The organism is Oxalicibacterium sp. (assembly GCF_057353965.1).
This window is the reverse complement of sequence record NZ_JBMQZD010000001.1, coordinates 193,853-213,029: the sequence shown is the minus strand read 5'-3', so window position 1 is coordinate 213,029 and position 19,177 is coordinate 193,853. Positions and strand designations below refer to the sequence as shown.

Below are 19,177 nucleotides of genomic sequence, written 5' to 3'. Positions count from 1 at the left end.
GCAGGTAGAAGGCAGCGGTTCATCCCGTTGCATAACAAGTGAAAGCAGGCATCCAAGAGCAACGACGTTGTTGCCACCTGCAATCATACAAAATGGAACTGTCCCTAAAAGGACAGAGAGTGTCATGCCTAAAATGAAAACGAAAAGCAGCGCCAAAAAGCGCTTTCGTGTACGTCCGGGTGGTACCGTCAAGCGCGGTCAGGCGTTCAAGCGCCACATCCTGACCAAGAAAACCACCAAGAACAAACGTCAATTGCGCGGTGCGGTCGGTGTCCATGACACCAACCTGAATTCCGTTCGCGCGATGATGCCGTCCGCTTAACCTCACCTAAGGAGCAATCATGCCTAGAGTCAAACGTGGGGTTACCGCACGCGCCCGTCACAAGAAAGTCCTCGAGCAAGCCAAAGGCTACCGTGGTCGCCGCAGCAAGGTTTATCGCATCGCCAAGCAGGCGGTCATGCGCGCAGGCCAGTACGCCTACCGCGATCGCCGCAACAAGAAGCGCGTGTTCCGCGCACTGTGGATCACCCGTATCAACGCGGCAACGCGCGAGCACGGCCTGACCTACAGCAAGTTCATGAACGGCCTGAAGCGCGCTTCGATCGAACTCGATCGCAAGGTGCTGGCAGACATGGCTGTCATGGACAAGCCGGCGTTCGCCGCGATCGTCAATCAGGTGAAAGCAAACATCGCTGCTTGAGTGTTGTGATCGCGTGTACCGTCGCATGACGGTATAGCCAAATCCGAGCGGGGCAGAGGTCATACCTGTGTCCCGCTTTTGTTTTTACGTTCCCATTAGCCTTCCGGTCTTCATTCAAGAACGAAAACAAGCCGCATGAATCCCCTAGATCAACTCGTTACCCAGGCACAGGCCGATTTCTCGGATGCGGCGGATGCCGCCGCGCTGGAAAACGCGAAAGCCAAATATCTCGGCAAGACCGGCCAGATCACCGAGCAGATGAAAAGTCTCGGCAAACTGGCGCCCGAGGAACGCAAGGCGCAGGGCGCCGTCATCAATGCCGCAAAGGAAAAGATCGAGGCCGCGCTGACTGCACGTCGCGAAGCGCTCTCGAATGCGCAGATGGAAGCGCGCCTGAATGCGGAAGCAATCGATATCACGCTGCCGGGCCGCGGACGCGGTACCGGTGGCATCCATCCGGTGATGCGCACGTGGCAGCGCGTCGAGGAAATCTTCGGTTCGATCGGCTTCGATGTCGCCGACGGCCCGGAAATCGAAAACGACTGGACCAATTTCACCGCATTGAACAGCCCGGAAAATCATCCGGCGCGTTCGATGCAGGACACCTTCTACATTGAAGGTAAAGACACGCTCGGCAAGCCGCTGCTGCTGCGCACGCACACCAGCCCGATGCAGGTGCGCTATGCGCGCATGAACAAGCCGCCGATCCGCGTGATCGCGCCAGGCCGTACCTATCGCGTCGACAGCGATGCGACGCACTCGCCGATGTTCCACCAGGTCGAAGGCCTGTGGATCGACGAGAACGTCAGCTTCGCCGATCTGAAGGGCGTGTATCTCAATTTCGTGCGCGCCTTCTTCGAGACCGACGATCTGCAGGTGCGCTTCCGCCCATCCTATTTCCCGTTCACCGAACCATCGGCCGAGATCGACATCGCCTTCGGCAGTGGTCCACTGAAAGGCCGCTGGCTGGAAGTCTCCGGCGCCGGCCAGGTGCATCCGACCGTGCTGCGCAACATGGGCTTCGATCCCGAGCAGTTCATCGGCTTCGCCTTTGGCTCCGGCCTCGAGCGCTTGACGATGCTGCGTTATGGTATCAACGATCTGCGCCTGTTCTACGAAGGCGACCTGCGTTTCCTGAAGCAATTCAACTGATGGCGATGCGTCGTGCGCATGCGCCGGCGCTCCCGTTTTGCGACGTTTGTGGCATAGGGTTTTAATCATGCAATTTTCCGAAAGCTGGCTGCGTACGATGGTCGATCCGAACATGACGTCGGATGAGCTTGCGCATTTGTTGACGATGTCCGGACTGGAAGTCGAAGAAGTCGAACCGGTTGCGCCGCCGTTCACCGGTGTGGTCGTGGCCGAAGTGCGCGAAGTTGCCAAGCATCCTGATGCGGATCGCCTGAAGGTTTGCCAGGTCGATGCAGGCACCGGCACGCTGTTGAACATCGTTTGCGGCGCACCGAACGTACGCGCCGGTATGAAGGTCGCCTGTGCGATGGTCGGTGCAGTGCTGCCGCCGGGCGCGGACGGCAAGCCGTTCAACATCAAACTGGGCAAGCTGCGCGGCGTGGAGTCGCAGGGCATGCTGTGCTCGGCGAAAGAGCTTGGTCTGCCGCAGGACGAAGAGGGCGGTTTGATGGATCTGCCGTCGGATGCGCCGGTCGGTCAGAACTTCCGCGATTACTTTCAACTGAACGATCTGAAGTTCACGATCAAGCTGACGCCGAACAAGGCCGATTGCCTGTCGGTGCTCGGCGTGGCGCGCGAGGTAGCGGCGCTGACCGGTTCGCAACTGAAGGCGCCGACCTATCCGGTCGTGGCGTCGACGATCAGCGAAGTGCTGCCGGTCAAGGTGTCGGCGCCGGATCTGTGCGGCCGTTTCTCGGGGCGAGTGATTCGCGGCCTGAACGCGAAAGCGGCAACGCCGCAATGGATGAAGCAGCGCCTGGAACGCAGCGGCCAGCGCTCGATTTCGGCACTGGTCGACATTTCCAACTACGTGATGCTGGAACTGGGACGTCCGACGCACGTGTTCGATCTCGACAAAGTGCACGGCGGGCTCGACATCCGCTGGGGCAGAAAAGGCGAATCGCTGAAGCTGTTGAACGGCAATACCGTCGAACTCGATGAATGGATCGGCGTGGTCGCCGACGACAAGGAGGCGGAAGCGCTGGCCGGCATCATGGGCGGCGACGCGACGGCAGTTTCGCTCGATACACAGAACATCTATCTCGAAGCAGCGTTCTGGCATCCGTTGGCGATCCAGGGGCGTGCGCGCCGTTTCAACTTTTCGACCGATGCTGCGCATCGCTTCGAGCGCGGCGTCGATTTCGCGACGACGGTCGAACATATCGAACGCATTACATCGCTGATCGTCGAGATTTGCGGCGTGCCGGATCAGACGACGGTCGGCCCGATTGACGATCACATCGTCAATCTGCCGAAGCGTGAACCGGTCAGCGTGCGTACTGCGCGTGCGACGAAGGTGATCGGCGTAGCGTTGGACGATGCGCAGATTGCCGATATCTTCACGCGTCTGGGCCTGACGTTTACGCAGCAGGATGGCGTGTTTTCGGTGACGCCACCGTCCTATCGTTTCGATATCGAGATCGAGGAAGACCTGATCGAGGAAATCGCGCGCGTCTACGGTTTCGAGAATATTCCTGCGTTACCGCCGGTTGCGGCGAACACGATGCGCATCGCGCCCGAAAACACGCGTTCGCCGTTCACGATCCGCCGCCAGTTGGCCGATCTGGATTACCAGGAAGTCGTCAATTTCAGTTTCGTCGAACAGGCATGGGAAGCGGATTTCGCCGCCAATGCGAATCCGATCAAGCTGCTGAATCCGATCGCCAGCCAGATGAGCGTGATGCGTTCGACGATGATCGGCAGCCTGATCGCGAACGTGCGCTACAACCTGAACCGCAAGGTCAGCCGCATTCGCCTGTTCGAAATCGGCGCGGTCTACCTGCGCAACAAGGAGGAAGCCGATGGCCCGTTGTCGGTGGCCGGTTTCGCCCAGCCGAAGCGTGTGGCCGCGATTGCCTACGGTTCGGCAGCGGACGAACAGTGGGGGCAGGCGACGCGCAACGTCGATTATTTCGACGTGAAGGCAGATCTGGAAGCCTTGTTCGCGCCGAAGAAACCGGTTTTCGCCCGCCTTGCGCATCCGGCGCTGCATCCGGGGCGTTCGGCCAGCGTGTTGGTCGATGGCGTCGAAGTCGGCTTCATCGGTGAACTGCATCCGCGCTGGCAGCAAAAGTACGATTTGCCGCTGGCGCCGGTATTGTTTGAAGTGGATGCGGCGGCGCTGCAGCGCGTGGACATCCCGGCCTACAAGGAAATCTCGAAATTCCCGGCTGTCACGCGCGACCTGGCATTGGTCGTCAAACAGGACGTGCAAATGCAGACGCTGATCGATGCATTTATTGCTGAAAAGAAAGTAAATCCTGTTTGCAATATTTTGCAAGTGATTGTTTTATTTGATGAATATCGCGGCAAGGGATTGGAATCGGACGAAAAAAGCCTTGCTTTCCGCTTCACCATGCAAGATACTCAATCGACCCTGCAGGACGATCAGGTCGATGCTGCGATGGCCGCTTTCGTCGCCGTTGCGGGCAAACATCATGGCGCCAGATTGCGTGCCTGAATATGCGGGGAACAACAACCATGAATGACGTGAATTCTGCCGAACTTCAGTCCGTGCTTGCTGCCGATCTTGACCGCGCGATGCTGCAGGCCAAGGTCCGCTCCCAAGCCGAAAAAGACCTGCCTACGCTGACCAAGGCCGAACTGGCTGAGTTGCTGTTCGAGCAGGTTGGCCTGAACAAGCGCGAAGCCAAGGACATGGTCGAAACCTTCTTCGACGAAATCCGCAATGCGCTGGAACGCGGCGAATCGGTCAAGCTGTCCGGCTTCGGCAATTTCCAGTTGCGCGACAAGCCGCAGCGTCCGGGACGCAATCCCAAAACCGGCGAGGAAATTCCGATCACGGCGCGTCGCGTCGTAACATTCCATGCAAGCCAGAAGCTCAAGGTGATGGTCGAGGATGCAAGCCAGAAGCCTGTCGCTCGCACGGCTTGATCATAGCTTCATTCATATTGCCCGATTCACAGTCCGATTAAATGAACGAACGGATCAACAAACCTGAATTGGTCGCGTTGCCGCCAATTCCCGCGAAGCGTTACTTCACGATCGGCGAGGTCAGTGAATTGTGCGGCGTGAAGCCGCATGTGTTGCGTTACTGGGAGCAGGAGTTCACGCAGCTGAAGCCGGTCAAGCGTCGCGGCAACCGTCGTTATTACCAGCATCACGAAGTGCTGCTGATTCGTCGCATTCGCGAACTGCTATACGAACAGGGATTCACGATCAGCGGCGCACGCAACAAGCTGGATAGCCGCATTCTGGAAGAACGTGGAGCCGATGAGGGCGAACGTGATATCGGCGGGGACAGTGCGCAGTTGATGGCGATTCGCAGTGAACTGACGGAAATTCTGGATTTGTTGAAGTAATACCGGCGAAGTAGTGCAGATGGAATGATGGTACTGCCCGCGTTACGGTTGTCGTACTGAAAAAGCAAAAGGGTCACGCGAGCGTGACCCTTTCTTTTTTCATGGTCGGGGCGGCGGGATTCGAACTCGCGACCCCTTGCACCCCATGCAAGTGCGCTACCAGGCTGCGCTACGCCCCGAAGCGCGAGATTATAGCAGAGCATCGTCGCGGCATCATGCATTTCCTCCTCTCCGCGGAACGCGCAATGACGCAGTCAACGATGCGGGAGAAAAGTATCGCGTAGCGCGAGCGCATTGCGCGTGGCTGCACCATGCATCGTATTGTCGAAGACGCACCAGACATGATGGTTCAGGCGCATCTCTTCATCGAGCCGTTGGGCGAGTGCCGCAAGAAAGTCGTCAGAATAGGAGGATGCGTACATTTCCGGCGATCCGTGCAGACGGAAGTATCGGATGTCGGTGTCGGGAATGGACGGTGACGGTACCGGTTCAGGATCGGCGATGACACGTGCGACCGACCAGGTTTGCAGCATCTTCCAAGCCGCGTCATCGCTCCAGGTTCGATGGCGCGGTTCACAGACGACAGGGCCGTCGAAACGTGCGCGCAGGCGCCTCAGAAATTCGGCAACGTCCGTCTGGATGAAAGCCAGTGACGGTGGCAGTTGCAGCAGCAGGCAGCCGAGTTTTTCTTCGAGATGGCAGACTTCGTTGAGAAAGCGTTCCAGCGGTTCGTTGCAGTCGCGCAGCCGCCGGATGTGCGTGATGTCGCGCGGGATTTTGACCGAGAAACGGAAATCGTCGGAAACGCTATCGCGCCAACGTGCATAGGTTGCAGGACGATGCGGACGATAGAACGATGAGTTGATTTCCACTGCGGAAAAGACAGCCGCGTAGCGTTGCAGATGGCTGCCTTCCGATGGAAAAGCCGAAGCGTCGGCCGACGGAATAGTCCATCCGGCACAGCCTATGTATGGCTTCTTCACGAATAGAACAATTTCAGGCGCTCGGAATGGTGATTCTGTCGCGCGGCAGTGTCATGTAGGGATCGCTCGGCAAGCCCCGTTTGTGCGCGGTTGCGCGATAGCGTTTGACGATGCGTTCGCGAGCCTGTTCGTCGATCGGTTTGCCGCTGAGGAAATCGTCGATCTGGTCGTAGCTGACGCCGAGCGCCTCTTCGTCTGGTTTTCCCGGCGCGAGAGTTTCCAGATCGGCTGTCGGCACTTTGTAGGCCATGTCTTCCGGAGCGCCGAATGCCAGCGCCAGTTGCCGTACCTGATGCTTGTTCAGGCCGTAGAGCGGCGTGACGTCGGCGGCGCCGTCGCCGAACTTGGTGAAAAAGCCCATCAACGCCTCCGCAGCATGATCGGTGCCGACCACCAAGCCGTTGCTCGCACCGGCGACCGAATAGTGGGCGATCATCCGCTGTCTTGCCTTGATATTGCCGAGGATGAAGTCCTCCTGGTATGCGTTCTCGAACGTCAGCCCAGCATCACGTAATTGCTGCAGCATGGCGTCGGCGGCCGGCTTGATGTCGATCGTCAGGATGCGATGCGGTTCGATCAATTTCAATGCGCGTTGCGCGGCTTCTTCGTCGCTCTGGATGCCGTAGGGCAGGCGCAACGCGATGAAGTCGGCCTGGCGGCCGTGTCCCTTGGCTTGTTCGGCCGCATGTTGCGCCAGATAGCCGGCTACCAGCGAATCGACTCCGCCGCTGATGCCGAGCACCAGCGCGTGCTTGTCGTTCTCGATCAACTGGTCGGCGAGGAAAGTGGTGCGGCGGACGATTTCAGCGGAAGGATTGAAGGCGTGCAGAACCTTCAACGCATCCATGATTTCCTGTTGTATCGGGTCGATGCCTGTTGTCAGCATATCGTTCTCCTCCAATTGCATTTCAGGGAATCCCGCGCTCCTGCTGCGCCAGACGATGATAGAACAAGGTGCGTTCGATCGCATAGCGGGCGGCGGATTTTCTGACAGTGTTGCGGTCGCCGCTGAAGCGGCGCGTCTCGGTATAGGTTTGCATGCCGCCGTTGCGGAACGACCAGGCGAGACAGACGGTACCGGCCGGCGTTCCGTCATCGCCCGCATCCGGCCCCGCCACGCCGGTGTTGGCAATGGCGATGTCGCTGTTGCTACTGCGCTTGAGCGCGCCTTCTGCCATTTCGGACGCGACCTGCACGCTGGTCAGGCCATGTTGCCGGATGGTGGCGGGCAGGACGCCGAGCAAGGCGTGCTTGGCATCTTCCGAGTAGGTGACGAAGCCGCATTCCAGCCAGGCGCCGCTGCCTTCATAATCTCCCAGTATCGACGCGATCAGGCCGGCGGTGCAGGATTCCGCGGTGGCGAGCTTCAACCGGTTGTCGGTCAGATAACGGGCAAAGGGGGCGAGGAATTCCATGGCAGGGTCTCCTGTCGTCGTTATTCGTGCATGATAGTCGAGCGCAAATGCGCTGGCGGTGCGGGAACGAACCTAACGTGTGCTGTCGGAAGAATGTCTCGATTAAGCAGAGAACAAAAAGAGCAGAGAGGCGGAATATGGCAATACTGGTTGCTGCCGGCAGCTTGCAGACGGCGATGGACGAAATCGTCGCCGCATATCGCAAGCGGAGCGGAGAACGGAACGACGCGACGTCCGATCTACGGTTTGACGTTCGTTACGGTCCTTCCGGCAAGCTGCGGCATGAAATCGAAAATGGCATGCTGGTCGACGTGTTTGCCTCGGCTTCGACCGAGCATACGGAAGCACTGGCCGCCAGAAATCTGCTGGGGCCGTCGCACATCCTGACGCATAACGCGCTATGCGTGATTGCGCGGCCGCAGTTGAAGATGCGCGAAGAGAACGTGCTGGATATCCTGGCGACGCCATCGGTGCGTGTGGCGACGTCAACGCCGGGCAGCGATCCGATGGGCGACTATACGTGGGAATTCTTCCGCCGTGCTGATGCGCTGCGGCCGGGGTTTCATGCACTGCTCGACGGTAAGGCGATCCGGCTGTCCGGTGCGGCGATGCCGGAACCGGGGGCCGCGTATCTGCCTTATATCTCGGCTTTTACGGATGACAGGGCGGACGCCTACGTGCTGTACCGTACCAACGCGCTGATCGTGCATCGTACGCTGCCTGAACTGGATATCGTGCGCATCCCGCAAACCTGCGATGTACGCGGCACTTACGGGATTGCGGCACGGGCAGATTCGGCACAGGGCAGGGCATTCGTGGAATTTGCGTTGTCCGCGGATGGGCAATGCATCCTGCAGCGGCACGGTTTTGGCTAGGAAAACGTCGCGCATCGAATCCTTACATCCGTCAGGCATGTCGTCCGACATCGATGCTGTAGCGATGCTGCTACAGTCAATCGCTGCAACGGCAAATCTGAAAGGAGAAGATAATGCGCACTGATGAAAACAAACCGTCCCGCGAAAAGCCGGCGACGCCGACGACAACGGGCTATGTGAACGATCCGCGCGCCAAGGCGGCGGATAATTTGGAACAGAATAATGAGAACAAGCTGGGAGAGCGTCTCGACGACAAGCACGACAAGACAGGCGGATAGCCTGCATGAATTGCATCCAGGCGTCATCGCATGGTGACGCTTTTCGAGTTCGAACAAAATGGCGGCTATGCACTGCGCCGCGTCCCCATGATCATGCGATTGAAACTGGATGTCTGCGGCTTGCGGATTTCGCTGGCTGCGTGGCAGGTCTTGAGCCGCGACGAGCGCGAAGCGCTGGTGGCAATGCCATTCGCCTCGGAAGAGGAGCGCATGGCTTTTCGCGCATGTCTCGTTGCGATGCTGGCGCCGTACGCAGATGACCCCGAAAAGGTCGTGGAGCAAGTTGACGTCGATCCATCGCCCGCATGGCAGCAGAAAGAAACGGTGCCGCAGGACGTGCTCGATACGCTGAATGCAATGATGCTGCCGGCCATCACGCAGGAACAGTGGGCCGGCCTGAACGTGTTGCAGCGTTTTGCGTTGAGCAAGTTGACCCGGCCGGGCCACAAGAATGCGAAACTGCTTCCTGCATTGCAGGAATTCGGCCTGGCATGATTGGTGTATCTGTGCGAAAAACACGCGGATTTTCTGCCGTTTTTCCTACATCGCATTCAGAAATCGACCGATAGCCGGGGCATGATGGCGTTCTTACAATGCGTCATCAATTACCGGAGCCGGCGGTTCGAAAATATACCGGCACCAATTCCCTCCCGAAGATGTGTTGAACGGCCACTGGTACGTTCAACACGGCATGGCAAATCCCCTACAATCCTTTCTTCCAGCCTCGGCCATGGCGCTGCGGCTATCGATTTTTATCAAGGGATGTAATGACCATCAGAATCAGTTCCGGCTTCGATGCCGGCGCGATCGATATTGTCGATATCGTGCGTACGGAAACTGCGCAGCAGATCGATCTGCGATTGCGCAAGGACAGCCATGCCGATATTGCGCAATGGTTTTATTTTCGTCTGCAGGGCGCGCGCGGGGAACGATGCAGCATACGTTTCCTGAATGCGGCGGAGGCGACCTATCCGGACGGCTGGAAGGACTACAACGCAGTTGCCAGCTACGATCGCGAGAACTGGTTTCGCGTGCCGACGACGTTCGACGGTGAAACAATGACGATCACGCATGTGCCGCAGGCGGACAGCATTTATTACGCATATTTCGAGCCCTATTCCTGGGAGCGTCATCTGACGATGCTCGGGCGTGCACAAGCATCGCCGCTGACACGCATCGAAAATCTGGGCAGTACGGTAGACGGGCGCGACCTGGACATGCTGACGATCGGCGATACGGCGGCTCCCAGAAAAATCTGGGTCATTGCGCGCCAGCATCCGGGCGAAGCGATGGCCGAATGGTTTGCCGAAGGAATGATCGATGCGCTGCTGGATACCGATAATTCCGTTGCGCGCGAATTGCTGCACCATGCGGTATTCCATATCGTTCCGAACATGAACCCGGACGGCGCGATCAACGGAAACCTGCGCACCAATGCGGCCGGTGCGAATCTGAATCGCGAATGGATGACGCCGTCTCTGGCGAGCAGCCCCGAAGTGTTCCATGTCAGGAATCGCATCCACGCGACCGGATGCGATCTGTTTCTCGATATCCATGGCGACGAAGGGCTGCCTTATGTGTTCGTCGCCGGCAGTGAGATGCTAGAAGGTTTTTCGGAGAGACAGAAAATGGAGCAGCAGGCTTTCATCGATGATTTCCTGCGTGCGAGTCCGGATTTCCAGACCAGGTACGGTTACCCGGCCGGGAAATACCGGGAAGACATGCTGAAACTCGCATCCAAGTACATCGGCCATACGTTCAAGTGCGTATCGCTGACGCTGGAAATGCCGTTCAAGGACAATGCGGACGCGCCGCAACCGGAAGTCGGCTGGAACGGTGCGCGCAGCGCACGGCTGGGGCGCGACATGCTGGTGCCGATACTCGGGCATCTGCGCAGGAGCCGGCAATGAGCGTGGAAATAGAGCGCAAGTTTCTGGTTCGCGGCGATGCGTGGAAAACGCTGGCGCGGGGTGTGGCGATGCGCCAAGGCTATCTGTCGACGCACCCGGACCGTACGGTGCGTGTGCGCATTGAAGGCGAGAGTGCAACGCTGACGATCAAGGGGCGTACGCAGGGTTTCAGCCGCGGTGAATGGGAGTACGCGATTCCGCTGGCGGATGCCGAAGCGCTGTTGAATGATGTCTGCGAACGGCCGCTGATCGAGAAGACCCGCACGCGCATCGTGCATGAAGGCATGACGTGGGAAGTGGACGAGTTCTTCGGCGACAATCTGGGACTGGTCGTCGCCGAAATCGAACTCGAAAGCGAAACGCAGGCATTCACGCGTCCGGACTGGCTGGGCGAAGAAGTGACGGGCGACGCACGCTACTTCAATTCCAGCCTGCTGAAGCGCCCCTATTCATCCTGGTGAAGTGTCCTTGTAGCGAGGAGTTGTGGCAGGCTGCAACGGTTACGCATGATTGCCGCATGGCCTGCATCGTGGCGCATTTCGCGACCTAATCACAAGGATGCTCAATGCAGATGCGCGTTGCCGGCCGGCGCGTCTTCCGGCATTTCCGCATGGACCAGATCGGCGTTGATGTCCGGGAACAGCGGTGAGCCGCAGTCGTCGCAGAATTCCATCGAAAACAGTTCGGCCAACCGCTTGATGCGGATGATGCCGCATTCTTCCAGCAACCCGACGATTTCCTCGGTCGGTGTCTTGCGCAATGCCGGCTCTGATGCAGAGGCGGTCAATGCAGTCGACGGTGCGACGCGATGCGCCTCTTCATCGTCTTCCTGTCCATACAGCGGCCAGACGACGCCATACAGGATGTCGTCATCGCCGGCCAGCCCGAAGCCGATCCGGTATTCGTCGACGCGGCCGTTGTTTTCCTCTTCGCCGAAGCTGCCGATGACGGCTTGCAGCGCAGCCGGTTCGATTTCCAGCGTATGCGTCAGATAGTGAACGGCGGCACGTATCGAAGCCGGCCGGATCAGACGATCGCCTTCGCGGCAGGCGACGAAATAGGCTTCCGGCAGCAGCAGTTCGATGCCGCATCCGGGGAGCAGACGCGCGATGTTGGGTAGGGCTTGCGCATTCCATTGCGCCAGTGCCTGATCGCGTTCAGCCAGATCGGCGGATGCCTGCCAACGGAACAGGGGCGCGCCGGCAGGAGCGGTAATCGCCGCCAGCAGATAGCGGGTATCGGCCAGGAAGGGCGCGGTTTCCACTTGGCGTGCCGGCGGTTTCGGCGTACTGCCTTTCAGTGCGGCCAGTCCCATCTGCTGGGTCAGCGCAAAGGTATCGGCGTGCGTGCGCGGCAACTGGTCGATGGAGAACAGCATCGGCGACATCGCCATCTTCACGTCTGCCGCCAGCACGTGCGCATGCAGATGGGCGGACAGCGTCATCGCCATGTCGGCCGGAAGCGGGCCGGATGCAATGGAAAAGCGCGTCCAGGCAAGAATGGGCATGGCGATCAACAGCACATCGTATTGCGTGCCGTCATGCTCGATCGTGCAGGATTCCGCAGCCGCCTCGACGCTTTCCATCAAGGCATCGTAGGCGCCGGATTCCTGCTTGAACAGATTGTCCAGCGCGGCATCGATCACATCCTGATGATGGTTGCGCAGCAGCTTGTGCAGCAGGATATCCAGCTGGTTTTCCCAGTAGCGCTCTTCCAGGCGGCTGGCGGCCTGGTCGATCGCCTGCGAGAACGTCGTCAGCCGCTGGCTGTCGGCGGAAAGTTTGCTGCCGGAATTTTTCTTGAAGGGGCGACGCATGAAGAATGGCGATGAAAGACAAGAAGCGTATTGTAGTTGAATACGCGTCACCGCCGGATAACGGGACGACAGACGAAAAAAAGCCGCATGCATTTCGGCATGCGGCTTTGGCGGGAAGAACGGCAGATCAGGCGGCCAGCAACTGGCGCAGCACGAACGGCAGGATGCCGCCATGCTTGTAGTAATCGACCTCGATCGGCGTATCGATGCGCAGTAGCAGCTTGACTTCCTGATTGTTGCCGTTGGCGCGATGGATGACCAGCGTCACTTCCTGCTGCGGACGGATATTGCCTTCCAGGCCTTTCAGGTCGAAAGTCTCGTCGCCCTTGATGTCGAGCGTCGCCACGCTGTCGCTGCCGGTGAACTGCAGCGGCAACACGCCCATGCCGACCAGGTTGGAGCGGTGGATGCGTTCGAAGGAACGGGCGACCACGGCTTTCACGCCGAGCAGCTGCGTGCCTTTCGCCGCCCAGTCGCGCGACGAACCGGTGCCGTATTCCTCGCCGGCAAACACCATTGTCGGCGTGCCTTCCTTCATGTAGCGCATGGCGGCGTCGTAGATCGACATTTCCTCGCCGCTCGGCTGGAAGCGGGTGAGGCCGCCTTCCACGCGCGAGCCGTCAGCCTTCGGCGGGATCATCAGGTTCTTGATGCGTACGTTGGCGAAGGTGCCGCGCATCATGATTTCATGGTTGCCGCGGCGCGAACCGTAGGAGTTGAAGTCGGCCTTCAGCACGCCGTGTTCGGTCAGCCATTTGCCTGCCGGGCTGCTGTCCTTGATTGAACCGGCCGGCGAGATGTGATCGGTCGTGATCGAATCGCCGAATACGCCGAGTGCGCGTGCGCCGGTGATCGTGGTGGTTGCCGCCTGCGGCGCCATCGTGAAATCGGCGAAGAAAGGCGGCTCGGCGATGTAGGTCGAATCCGGCCAGTTGTAGACCTGGCCTTCGGCCACGCCGGTAATGTGTTCCCACAGCTTGCCCGGTTCGGTCTTCACCTGCGCGTAGTTGTCCTTGTAGTTCTTCGCGTTCATCGCGAACTTCATCAGCTTTTCGACTTCCCGCGAGGTCGGCCAGATGTCGCCCAGATAGATGTCGCGTTCCTTGCCGTCCTTGCCCTTGCCGCGGCCGACCGGTTCGGTCATCAGGTCGCGTGTGACGGTGCCGGCAATCGCGTAGGCGACGACCAGCGGCGGCGATGCGAGGAAGTTGGCGCGAATGTTCGGATGGATGCGCGCCTCGAAGTTGCGGTTGCCGGACAGCACGGCGGCGGCCACGATGTCGTTCTTCGCGATCGCTTCGTTCATCGCCGGCGTCAGATCGCCCGCGTTGCCGATGCAGGTCGTGCAGCCATAGGCAGTCAGGCCGAAGCCGAGTTTTTCCAGGTACGGCAGCAGGCCGGCTTCCTGCAGGTATTGCGTGACGATGCGCGAGCCCGGGGCCAGCGAGGTCTTGATGTGCGGCGCGACGTTCAAGCCTGCTTCGACGGCTTTCTTCGCCAGCAGACCGGCGGTCAGCAGCACGCTGGGGTTCGACGTGTTGGTGCACGAGGTGATGGCAGCAATCAGGATGTCGCCATTCTTGACCGGAATGCCGTCGGCGTTCGTGTAGCTTGCGTGCAGGTCTTCGGCCTTCTTGTTGAAACCGTTCTCCGCGACAGGCTTGACGAACAGGTCGGCGAACTGCTGTTTGACGTTGCCGATTTCGATGCGATCCTGCGGGCGTTTCGGGCCGGCCAGCGACGGCGCGACCGAGCCGAGATCCAGTGCGACGACGTGGGTGTAATCGATCTCGCCGGATTTCGGAATGCCGTACAGGCCTTGTGCCTTGAAGTAGGATTCGAACGCGTCGATCTCATCCTTCGTACGACCGGTACCCTTGAAATAGTCGATGGTGGCATCGTCAACCGGGAAGAAGCCCATCGTTGCACCGTATTCCGGCGCCATATTGGCGATGGTGGCACGGTCGGTCAGCGACAGCGATTCGGTGCCTTCGCCGAAGAATTCGACGAACTTGCCGACGACCTTTTCCTTACGCAGCAGTTCGGTGATCGTCAGCACCAGATCGGTTGCGGTGACACCGCCGCGTAGCTTGCCGGTCAGGTTGACGCCGACCACGTCCGGCGTCAGGAAGTAGACCGGCTGGCCCAGCATGCCGGCTTCCGCCTCAATACCGCCCACGCCCCAGCCGACCACGCCGATGCCGTTGATCATCGTCGTATGTGAATCGGTGCCGACCAGCGTGTCCGGATAGTAGACGCCGTCGCGATTATGCACGCCGCGCGCCAGATATTCGAGATTGACCTGATGCACGATGCCGAAGCCCGGCGGCACGACGCCGAAGGTATCGAAGGCTTGCATGCCCCATTTCATGAACTGGTAGCGTTCGTTGTTGCGCTTGAATTCCAGCTTCATGTTCAGGTCGAGCGCATTCTTCTCGCGGAAGTGATCGATCTGCACCGAGTGGTCGACCACCAGATCGACCGGCACCAGCGGTTCGATGTTCTTCGGATTCTTGCCCATGCGGTCGGCTACGCCGCGCATGGCAGCCAGATCGGCCAGCAGCGGCACGCCGGTGAAATCCTGCAGCACGACGCGCGCGACGATGAACGGAATCTCTTCCGTGCGTGCGGCATTCGGCGCCCAGTTGGCGAGCTGGCGCACGTGTTCCTCGGTGACCTTGTTGCCGTCGCAGTTGCGCAGCACCGATTCCAGCACGATGCGGATCGAGACCGGCAGGCGGGAAACGTCCACGCCGAGCTTATTGCCCAGTGCGGGCAGGGAATAGAACGCGCCTTTACGCGCTTTGGAAATCTTGAATTCCTTGAGCGTATCCAGAGTATTGCGCGACATGATTTCTCCTTAATGCTGAATGGCCGATATGTGAATGTGGTGAGTGACGACGCCGGCTGTCAGCCGCCGCAGCGACGTCATGGCAATGTCAGCCTTTCTTGGCTGCCAGCGCCTTTTGCTGTTCGGGGTTGCGGCATTCGTTTGCCAGTTGCTGGCCCTTGCGTGAATCGAGCAGCATGGCCTTCGACGGAATGCTGATCCAGACCAGACCGTAGCGGCGGTTCTCGAAGCGGTTGGCGCCGGTGCTGGTGCCGACGCGACGCAAGCGGTGCACGGTGTTTTTCCAGCGCAGCGCCATGTATTTGTCGTCGCTGTCGTTGTGATAGGTGGTGATCCTGTTGCCGAGCTCGCAGTTGTATTCGGTGACGATCGAGCCTTCGATGTTGGCTTCGCCGAGATCTTCTTCCGACATATCCGGCACCAGGCCATCAGCACCGGCTGCAGCGGCTTTCTTGGCAGTTTTCTTTGCCGGTTTCTTGGCGGCTTCCTTGTGCGTTTGCGGTGCAGTGGATTGTGCGAACGCAGGGGCGGACGTAAAGCCAACCAGCAGAAGGGCGCAGAGCAGTTTGTTCATGCAGAGTTCTCCGTTCGATTTCGTTCATCTGCCGTTCATACGGACCGGCGGGTGTCATTCATTGTTGCTACTCATAACAGCGCATGCGAGGCTTCAGGCAATTGCAGCCCGCTTGCATGCGCACGTTGCAGGATGGTCCAGTAGTAGCGGTAGCTGGCGCGATCGTGCAATTTGCCGTTGTGCTGTATCGGCCCCCAGTGCGCTTCCTGTGCCTGCGACAGGATGGCGGCGGCTTCGTTCACTTCGGACAGCCGCGGCGCGAGCGATTTCAGAATGGGGCGAATCTGGTTCGGATGGATGCTCCACATCCGCGTGTAGCCGCATTCGGATGCGGCGCGGTGGGCATCGCTGGCAACGACGGAAGTATCGTTGATTTCCGTCGTCACATTGTGTGATGGCACCTTGCCATGCGCATGGCAGGCGGCGGCAATTTCCAGCTTGGCACGCATGACGAGCGGATGCGTGAATTGGCCGGGCGAGCGCATCGCCGTGCCGGGAATCGCACCGTAGTGTGCGGAGACGAAATCCATCACGCCGAACGACAGGCATTCGACTTGCGGAATCGCGGCGATCGCATGGGCATCGGCCAGCGCGCCATGGGTTTCGATCAGGACGTGGACCGGCAGTTTGTCGCGCCCGTGTTTCTTCGCATGCTTGTTGATCAGCGTGACGGCGCTTTTGACGTCGGCCGCGCTTTCTACTTTTGGAACGACGAGGTAGGCCAGTTTTCTGGCAGCGTGCTGCAGGATGATCTCGACATCCTGCTCGAAGAACGAGCTGCCGACGTCATGCACGCGGGCGCCGATGCGGCCGAAGCGGTTGTCTTCGCCGGTCAACAATGTGCCGATCAGGTGCGCATGGGTTTCTTCACTGCCGTTCGATGCGCCATCCTCGCAGTCGAAGGTGATGTCGAAGACCGGGCCGAGTTCGTGCTGCAATGCCATCGACTTGCGCATCAGTTTTTCGGAACCGGCATAGTGATCGCAGGCCGGAATCGATACCGGTGGATGCGTTCCCTGAAAAAGGACCTCGGAAGGATGCGTGAGCGACATGGTGTCTGGCTTGCGTTCGGGCTGGCGGGACGATGGACGGGTTTCTGCGGGAAGCCCGTCCATCGCGGGCATCATGGCAGCAGGTGCTTGATGCCTTCGCGCTCTTCGGTCAGTTCCTTCAGCGTCAGGTTGATGCGCTCTTGCGAGAATGCATCGATTTCCAGGCCTTGGACGATCTTGTATTCGCCGTTTTCGGTCGTGACCGGGAAGCCGAAGATGATGTCTTTCGGAATGCCGTAGGAACCGTCGGACGGAATGCCCATCGTGGTCCATTTGCCGTTGGTGCCCAGTACCCAGTCGCGCACGTGATCAATGGCGGCGTTGGCAGCGGACGCAGCGGAAGACAGGCCGCGCGCATCGATGATGGCGGCGCCGCGCTTGCCGACGGTCGGCAGGAAGACATCCTTGTTCCAGACGTCGTCATTGATCATCGCCTTGACGGGCTGGCCGTCGGCGGTGGCGAAGCGGTAGTCGGGATACATCGTCGGCGAGTGGTTGCCCCAGACGCACAGTTTTTCGATCGACGACACCGGCTTGCCGGTCTTGGCGGCGATCTGCGACAGCGCGCGGTTGTGATCCAGGCGCAGCATCGCGGTGAAGTTCTTGGCCGGCAGGCTCGGTGCCGATTTCATGACGATGTGGGCGTTGGTGTTGGCCGGATTGCCGACCACCAGTACCTTGACGTTGCGCGAAGCGACGGCATCCAGCGCCTTGCCCTGCACGGTGAAGATTTGTGCGTTGGCTTCCAGCAGATCCTTGCGCTCCATGCCAGGGCCGCGCGGACGGGCGCCGACCAGCAGGGCGACGTCGGCATCCTTGAATGCCGTCATTGCGTCGCTGTGCGCGGTCATCCCGGCCAGCAGCGGGAAGGCGCAATCGTCGATTTCCATCATCACGCCTTTCAGCGCTTTCTGGGCCTTTTCATCATTGATTTCCAGCAGTTGCAGGATGACCGGCTGGTCCTTGCCCAGCATGTCGCCGTTGGCGATACGGAAAAGAAGCGAGTAGCCGATCTGGCCGGCGGCGCCTGTTACGGCAACACGCATGGGGGCTTTAGCCATGTTGAATCTCCAAGAGAATGATGAGGCGGATTAATTTCTGCGGATTCAATTCCGCGGATCCGATTCCGGGAAAAATTTCGCGTCGCGCAATGATACAGTCGAATGTCCGTTTAGTCAGCGTCAGAGCGGGCTGTGCGTGTTGTCTGCGGGCATGGTCGCGAAGCTGTGCAATCAAATCAATCTGCGGAATTATTCGAAGATGCGGGGCACAGCGAATCGTGGGCGAGTGTAGTCCTTCGGGTGTCGTACTGTCAATATCTATCTTATGTCTTATATAAGATATGTTATTTATGGATTTGTCTGGACGACCCGGCTTTTTTGTGGTGAAATCGCTTTCCATGACGCCTGCCCAGCCTATTTCGTCAAGCAGTGCCACGCCGCCTTCTGCCGGAGGGCGGTCGGCTGGCGCATCGCCGCCGAGATTCAGTCCGCTTTACCAGCAGATCAAGGCATTGATCCTGCAGCAGCTGCAGTCGGGCGAATGGCGTGCCGGCGAACTCATTCCGAGTGAAATGGAGCTGGCGAGCCGTTTCAAGGTCAGCCAGGGCACCGTGCGCAAGGCCATCGACGAGCTTGCGGCAGAGAACCTGGTGGTGCGCCGCCAGGGCAAAGGTACCTTCGTCGCCACGCACCAGGAAGCCCGTTCGCAATTCCGTTTTTTGCGCCTGAAGCCGGATGTCGGCGACGCGCATTATCCCGATAACGTCATCATCGAAGCCAAGCGCCTGCGCGCGCCGGCGGATGTCGCACGCCAGCTCGACATCAAGACCGGCGATTCGGTCGTCTTCATGAAACGCATCCAGTCTTTCGACGGCGCGCCGACGATTCTTGAAGAGCTGTGGTTGCCAGGGCAATTGTTCAAGGGACTGTCGGTCGAGCGCATGCTGCAATACAAGGGGCCGATGTATGCCTTGCTGGAAACGGAATTCGGCATGCAGATGATTCGCGCGATCGAGAGCATACGCGCGGTAGCGGCCGATCCTCAGGCGTCCGAATTGCTGAAGATCGAAGCCGGCATGCCGTTGCTCAGTGTGAACCGGCTGTCGTTTACATATGGCGATAAACCGGTGGAAGTGCGGCGTTCGCTGTATGTGACGAACGGCCATCATTACGAGAATGCGTTGAGCTGACGATGAAACATATTTCA

At 59.3% G+C, this 19,177-nt stretch carries 20 protein-coding genes and 1 tRNA gene; 12 read left to right on the top strand and 9 right to left on the bottom strand.

Going from position 1 to position 19,177, the window contains the following annotated elements; genetic code table 11:
* Positions 1–124: 124 nt before the first annotated feature.
* The 6 genes from rpmI to ACO1VH_RS01020 all read left to right on the top strand — a co-directional run bounded on the left by rpmI (position 125) and on the right by ACO1VH_RS01020 (position 5,215).
* Complete coding sequence (gene rpmI / locus ACO1VH_RS01045; protein WP_188419091.1) at positions 125–322, top strand: 50S ribosomal protein L35; 198 nt, start codon at positions 125–127, stop codon at positions 320–322.
* Between the two features lie 19 nt (positions 323–341).
* Positions 342–701: a 50S ribosomal protein L20 gene (gene rplT / locus ACO1VH_RS01040; RefSeq protein WP_486241748.1), complete on the top strand. Its 360-nt coding sequence runs from the start codon at positions 342–344 to the stop codon at positions 699–701.
* A gap of 135 nt (positions 702–836) precedes the next feature.
* Positions 837–1,853, top strand: a complete 1,017-nt coding sequence (gene pheS / locus ACO1VH_RS01035; RefSeq protein ID WP_486241746.1) for a phenylalanine--tRNA ligase subunit alpha — start codon at positions 837–839, stop codon at positions 1,851–1,853.
* Between the two features lie 67 nt (positions 1,854–1,920).
* The gene (pheT, locus tag ACO1VH_RS01030; protein WP_486241744.1) at positions 1,921–4,353 is read left to right on the top strand and encodes a phenylalanine--tRNA ligase subunit beta; all 2,433 of its coding nucleotides are present in this window, start codon (positions 1,921–1,923) and stop codon (positions 4,351–4,353) included.
* Between the two features lie 80 nt (positions 4,354–4,433).
* Positions 4,434–4,787 carry an integration host factor subunit alpha gene (locus ACO1VH_RS01025; RefSeq protein WP_486242804.1) on the top strand — a complete coding sequence of 118 codons (354 nt, stop codon included), beginning with the start codon at positions 4,434–4,436 and terminating at the stop codon, positions 4,785–4,787.
* Between the two features lie 41 nt (positions 4,788–4,828).
* A complete protein-coding gene (locus ACO1VH_RS01020; RefSeq protein WP_486241742.1) occupies positions 4,829–5,215 on the top strand; it encodes a MerR family transcriptional regulator in 387 nt (128 codons plus the stop codon).
* A 102-nt stretch (positions 5,216–5,317) separates the two neighbouring features.
* On the opposite strand, the gene ACO1VH_RS01015 is transcribed toward ACO1VH_RS01020, so the two are convergent.
* From ACO1VH_RS01015 to ACO1VH_RS01000, 4 genes are all read right to left on the bottom strand, one after another.
* Positions 5,318–5,394: transfer RNA gene (locus tag ACO1VH_RS01015), tRNA-Pro, on the bottom strand.
* Between the two features lie 75 nt (positions 5,395–5,469).
* Positions 5,470–6,198: a DUF72 domain-containing protein gene (locus ACO1VH_RS01010; RefSeq protein WP_486241740.1), complete on the bottom strand. Its 729-nt coding sequence runs from the start codon at positions 6,196–6,198 to the stop codon at positions 5,470–5,472.
* 13 nt (positions 6,199–6,211) lie between these two features.
* Entirely contained in the window at positions 6,212–7,084 is an 873-nt protein-coding gene (gene nadE, locus ACO1VH_RS01005; protein WP_486241738.1) for an ammonia-dependent NAD(+) synthetase, read from the bottom strand.
* Between the two features lie 22 nt (positions 7,085–7,106).
* A complete protein-coding gene (locus tag ACO1VH_RS01000) occupies positions 7,107–7,613 on the bottom strand; it encodes a CinA family protein (RefSeq protein WP_486241736.1) in 507 nt (168 codons plus the stop codon).
* Positions 7,614–7,750: 137 nt separating this feature from the next.
* Here ACO1VH_RS01000 and ACO1VH_RS00995 point away from each other — a divergent pair, with 137 nt between their 5' ends.
* The 5 genes from ACO1VH_RS00995 (at position 7,751) to ACO1VH_RS00975 (ending at position 11,137) form a co-directional block, all read left to right on the top strand.
* Positions 7,751–8,488 (top strand): substrate-binding domain-containing protein, encoded by a 738-nt coding sequence (locus tag ACO1VH_RS00995; protein ID WP_486241734.1) that lies wholly within the window; start codon positions 7,751–7,753, stop codon positions 8,486–8,488.
* A 113-nt stretch (positions 8,489–8,601) separates the two neighbouring features.
* Positions 8,602–8,766 carry a hypothetical protein gene (locus tag ACO1VH_RS00990; protein WP_486241732.1) on the top strand — a complete coding sequence of 55 codons (165 nt, stop codon included), beginning with the start codon at positions 8,602–8,604 and terminating at the stop codon, positions 8,764–8,766.
* Between the two features lie 30 nt (positions 8,767–8,796).
* Positions 8,797–9,261 carry a nitrate reductase associated protein gene (locus tag ACO1VH_RS00985; protein ID WP_486241730.1) on the top strand — a complete coding sequence of 155 codons (465 nt, stop codon included), beginning with the start codon at positions 8,797–8,799 and terminating at the stop codon, positions 9,259–9,261.
* A 272-nt stretch (positions 9,262–9,533) separates the two neighbouring features.
* Positions 9,534–10,676, top strand: coding sequence for a M14 family metallopeptidase (locus ACO1VH_RS00980; protein WP_486241728.1), 1,143 nt, complete (start codon positions 9,534–9,536; stop codon positions 10,674–10,676).
* Complete coding sequence (locus ACO1VH_RS00975; RefSeq protein ID WP_486241726.1) at positions 10,673–11,137, top strand: CYTH domain-containing protein; 465 nt, start codon at positions 10,673–10,675, stop codon at positions 11,135–11,137. The genes ACO1VH_RS00980 and ACO1VH_RS00975 overlap by 4 nt, the downstream gene beginning before the upstream one ends.
* A 101-nt stretch (positions 11,138–11,238) precedes the next feature.
* Here the strand turns inward: ACO1VH_RS00975 and ACO1VH_RS00970 are convergent, their stop codons facing one another.
* The 5 genes from ACO1VH_RS00970 to ACO1VH_RS00950 form a co-directional block, all read right to left on the bottom strand.
* Positions 11,239–12,492, bottom strand: coding sequence for a DUF2863 family protein (locus ACO1VH_RS00970; RefSeq protein ID WP_486241724.1), 1,254 nt, complete (start codon positions 12,490–12,492; stop codon positions 11,239–11,241).
* A 127-nt stretch (positions 12,493–12,619) separates the two neighbouring features.
* Positions 12,620–15,343, bottom strand: coding sequence for an aconitate hydratase AcnA (gene acnA, locus ACO1VH_RS00965; protein WP_486241722.1), 2,724 nt, complete (start codon positions 15,341–15,343; stop codon positions 12,620–12,622).
* Between the two features lie 88 nt (positions 15,344–15,431).
* Positions 15,432–15,917 (bottom strand): hypothetical protein, encoded by a 486-nt coding sequence (locus ACO1VH_RS00960; RefSeq protein ID WP_486241720.1) that lies wholly within the window; start codon positions 15,915–15,917, stop codon positions 15,432–15,434.
* A 71-nt stretch (positions 15,918–15,988) separates the two neighbouring features.
* Positions 15,989–16,969 carry an HpcH/HpaI aldolase/citrate lyase family protein gene (locus ACO1VH_RS00955; RefSeq protein ID WP_486241718.1) on the bottom strand — a complete coding sequence of 327 codons (981 nt, stop codon included), beginning with the start codon at positions 16,967–16,969 and terminating at the stop codon, positions 15,989–15,991.
* A gap of 71 nt (positions 16,970–17,040) precedes the next feature.
* Entirely contained in the window at positions 17,041–18,030 is a 990-nt protein-coding gene (locus ACO1VH_RS00950; RefSeq protein ID WP_486241716.1) for a malate dehydrogenase, read from the bottom strand.
* A 338-nt stretch (positions 18,031–18,368) separates the two neighbouring features.
* On the opposite strand from ACO1VH_RS00950, the gene ACO1VH_RS00945 reads away from it, so the two are divergent.
* The gene (locus ACO1VH_RS00945; protein WP_486242802.1) at positions 18,369–19,160 is read left to right on the top strand and encodes a GntR family transcriptional regulator; all 792 of its coding nucleotides are present in this window, start codon (positions 18,369–18,371) and stop codon (positions 19,158–19,160) included.
* The last annotated feature ends 17 nt before the right edge of the window (positions 19,161–19,177 follow it).

Coding starts and splice junctions, on each gene's coding strand:
- rplT (WP_486241748.1), top strand. CDS start 342: ATGCCTAGAGTCAAACGTGGGGTTACCGCACGCGCCCGTCACAAGAAA.
- ACO1VH_RS00990 (WP_486241732.1), top strand. CDS start 8,602: ATGCGCACTGATGAAAACAAACCGTCCCGCGAAAAGCCGGCGACGCCG.
- ACO1VH_RS00960 (WP_486241720.1), bottom strand. CDS start 15,917: ATGAACAAACTGCTCTGCGCCCTTCTGCTGGTTGGCTTTACGTCCGCC.
- ACO1VH_RS01000 (WP_486241736.1), bottom strand. CDS start 7,613: ATGGAATTCCTCGCCCCCTTTGCCCGTTATCTGACCGACAACCGGTTG.
- ACO1VH_RS00985 (WP_486241730.1), top strand. CDS start 8,797: ATGGTGACGCTTTTCGAGTTCGAACAAAATGGCGGCTATGCACTGCGC.
- ACO1VH_RS00995 (WP_486241734.1), top strand. CDS start 7,751: ATGGCAATACTGGTTGCTGCCGGCAGCTTGCAGACGGCGATGGACGAA.
- pheS (WP_486241746.1), top strand. CDS start 837: ATGAATCCCCTAGATCAACTCGTTACCCAGGCACAGGCCGATTTCTCG.
- ACO1VH_RS00945 (WP_486242802.1), top strand. CDS start 18,369: ATGACGCCTGCCCAGCCTATTTCGTCAAGCAGTGCCACGCCGCCTTCT.
- acnA (WP_486241722.1), bottom strand. CDS start 15,343: ATGTCGCGCAATACTCTGGATACGCTCAAGGAATTCAAGATTTCCAAA.
- ACO1VH_RS00950 (WP_486241716.1), bottom strand. CDS start 18,030: ATGGCTAAAGCCCCCATGCGTGTTGCCGTAACAGGCGCCGCCGGCCAG.
- ACO1VH_RS01025 (WP_486242804.1), top strand. CDS start 4,434: ATGCTGCAGGCCAAGGTCCGCTCCCAAGCCGAAAAAGACCTGCCTACG.
- ACO1VH_RS01020 (WP_486241742.1), top strand. CDS start 4,829: ATGAACGAACGGATCAACAAACCTGAATTGGTCGCGTTGCCGCCAATT.
- ACO1VH_RS00975 (WP_486241726.1), top strand. CDS start 10,673: ATGAGCGTGGAAATAGAGCGCAAGTTTCTGGTTCGCGGCGATGCGTGG.
- ACO1VH_RS00970 (WP_486241724.1), bottom strand. CDS start 12,492: ATGCGTCGCCCCTTCAAGAAAAATTCCGGCAGCAAACTTTCCGCCGAC.
- ACO1VH_RS00955 (WP_486241718.1), bottom strand. CDS start 16,969: ATGTCGCTCACGCATCCTTCCGAGGTCCTTTTTCAGGGAACGCATCCA.
- nadE (WP_486241738.1), bottom strand. CDS start 7,084: ATGCTGACAACAGGCATCGACCCGATACAACAGGAAATCATGGATGCG.
- ACO1VH_RS00980 (WP_486241728.1), top strand. CDS start 9,534: ATGACCATCAGAATCAGTTCCGGCTTCGATGCCGGCGCGATCGATATT.
- rpmI (WP_188419091.1), top strand. CDS start 125: ATGCCTAAAATGAAAACGAAAAGCAGCGCCAAAAAGCGCTTTCGTGTA.
- pheT (WP_486241744.1), top strand. CDS start 1,921: ATGCAATTTTCCGAAAGCTGGCTGCGTACGATGGTCGATCCGAACATG.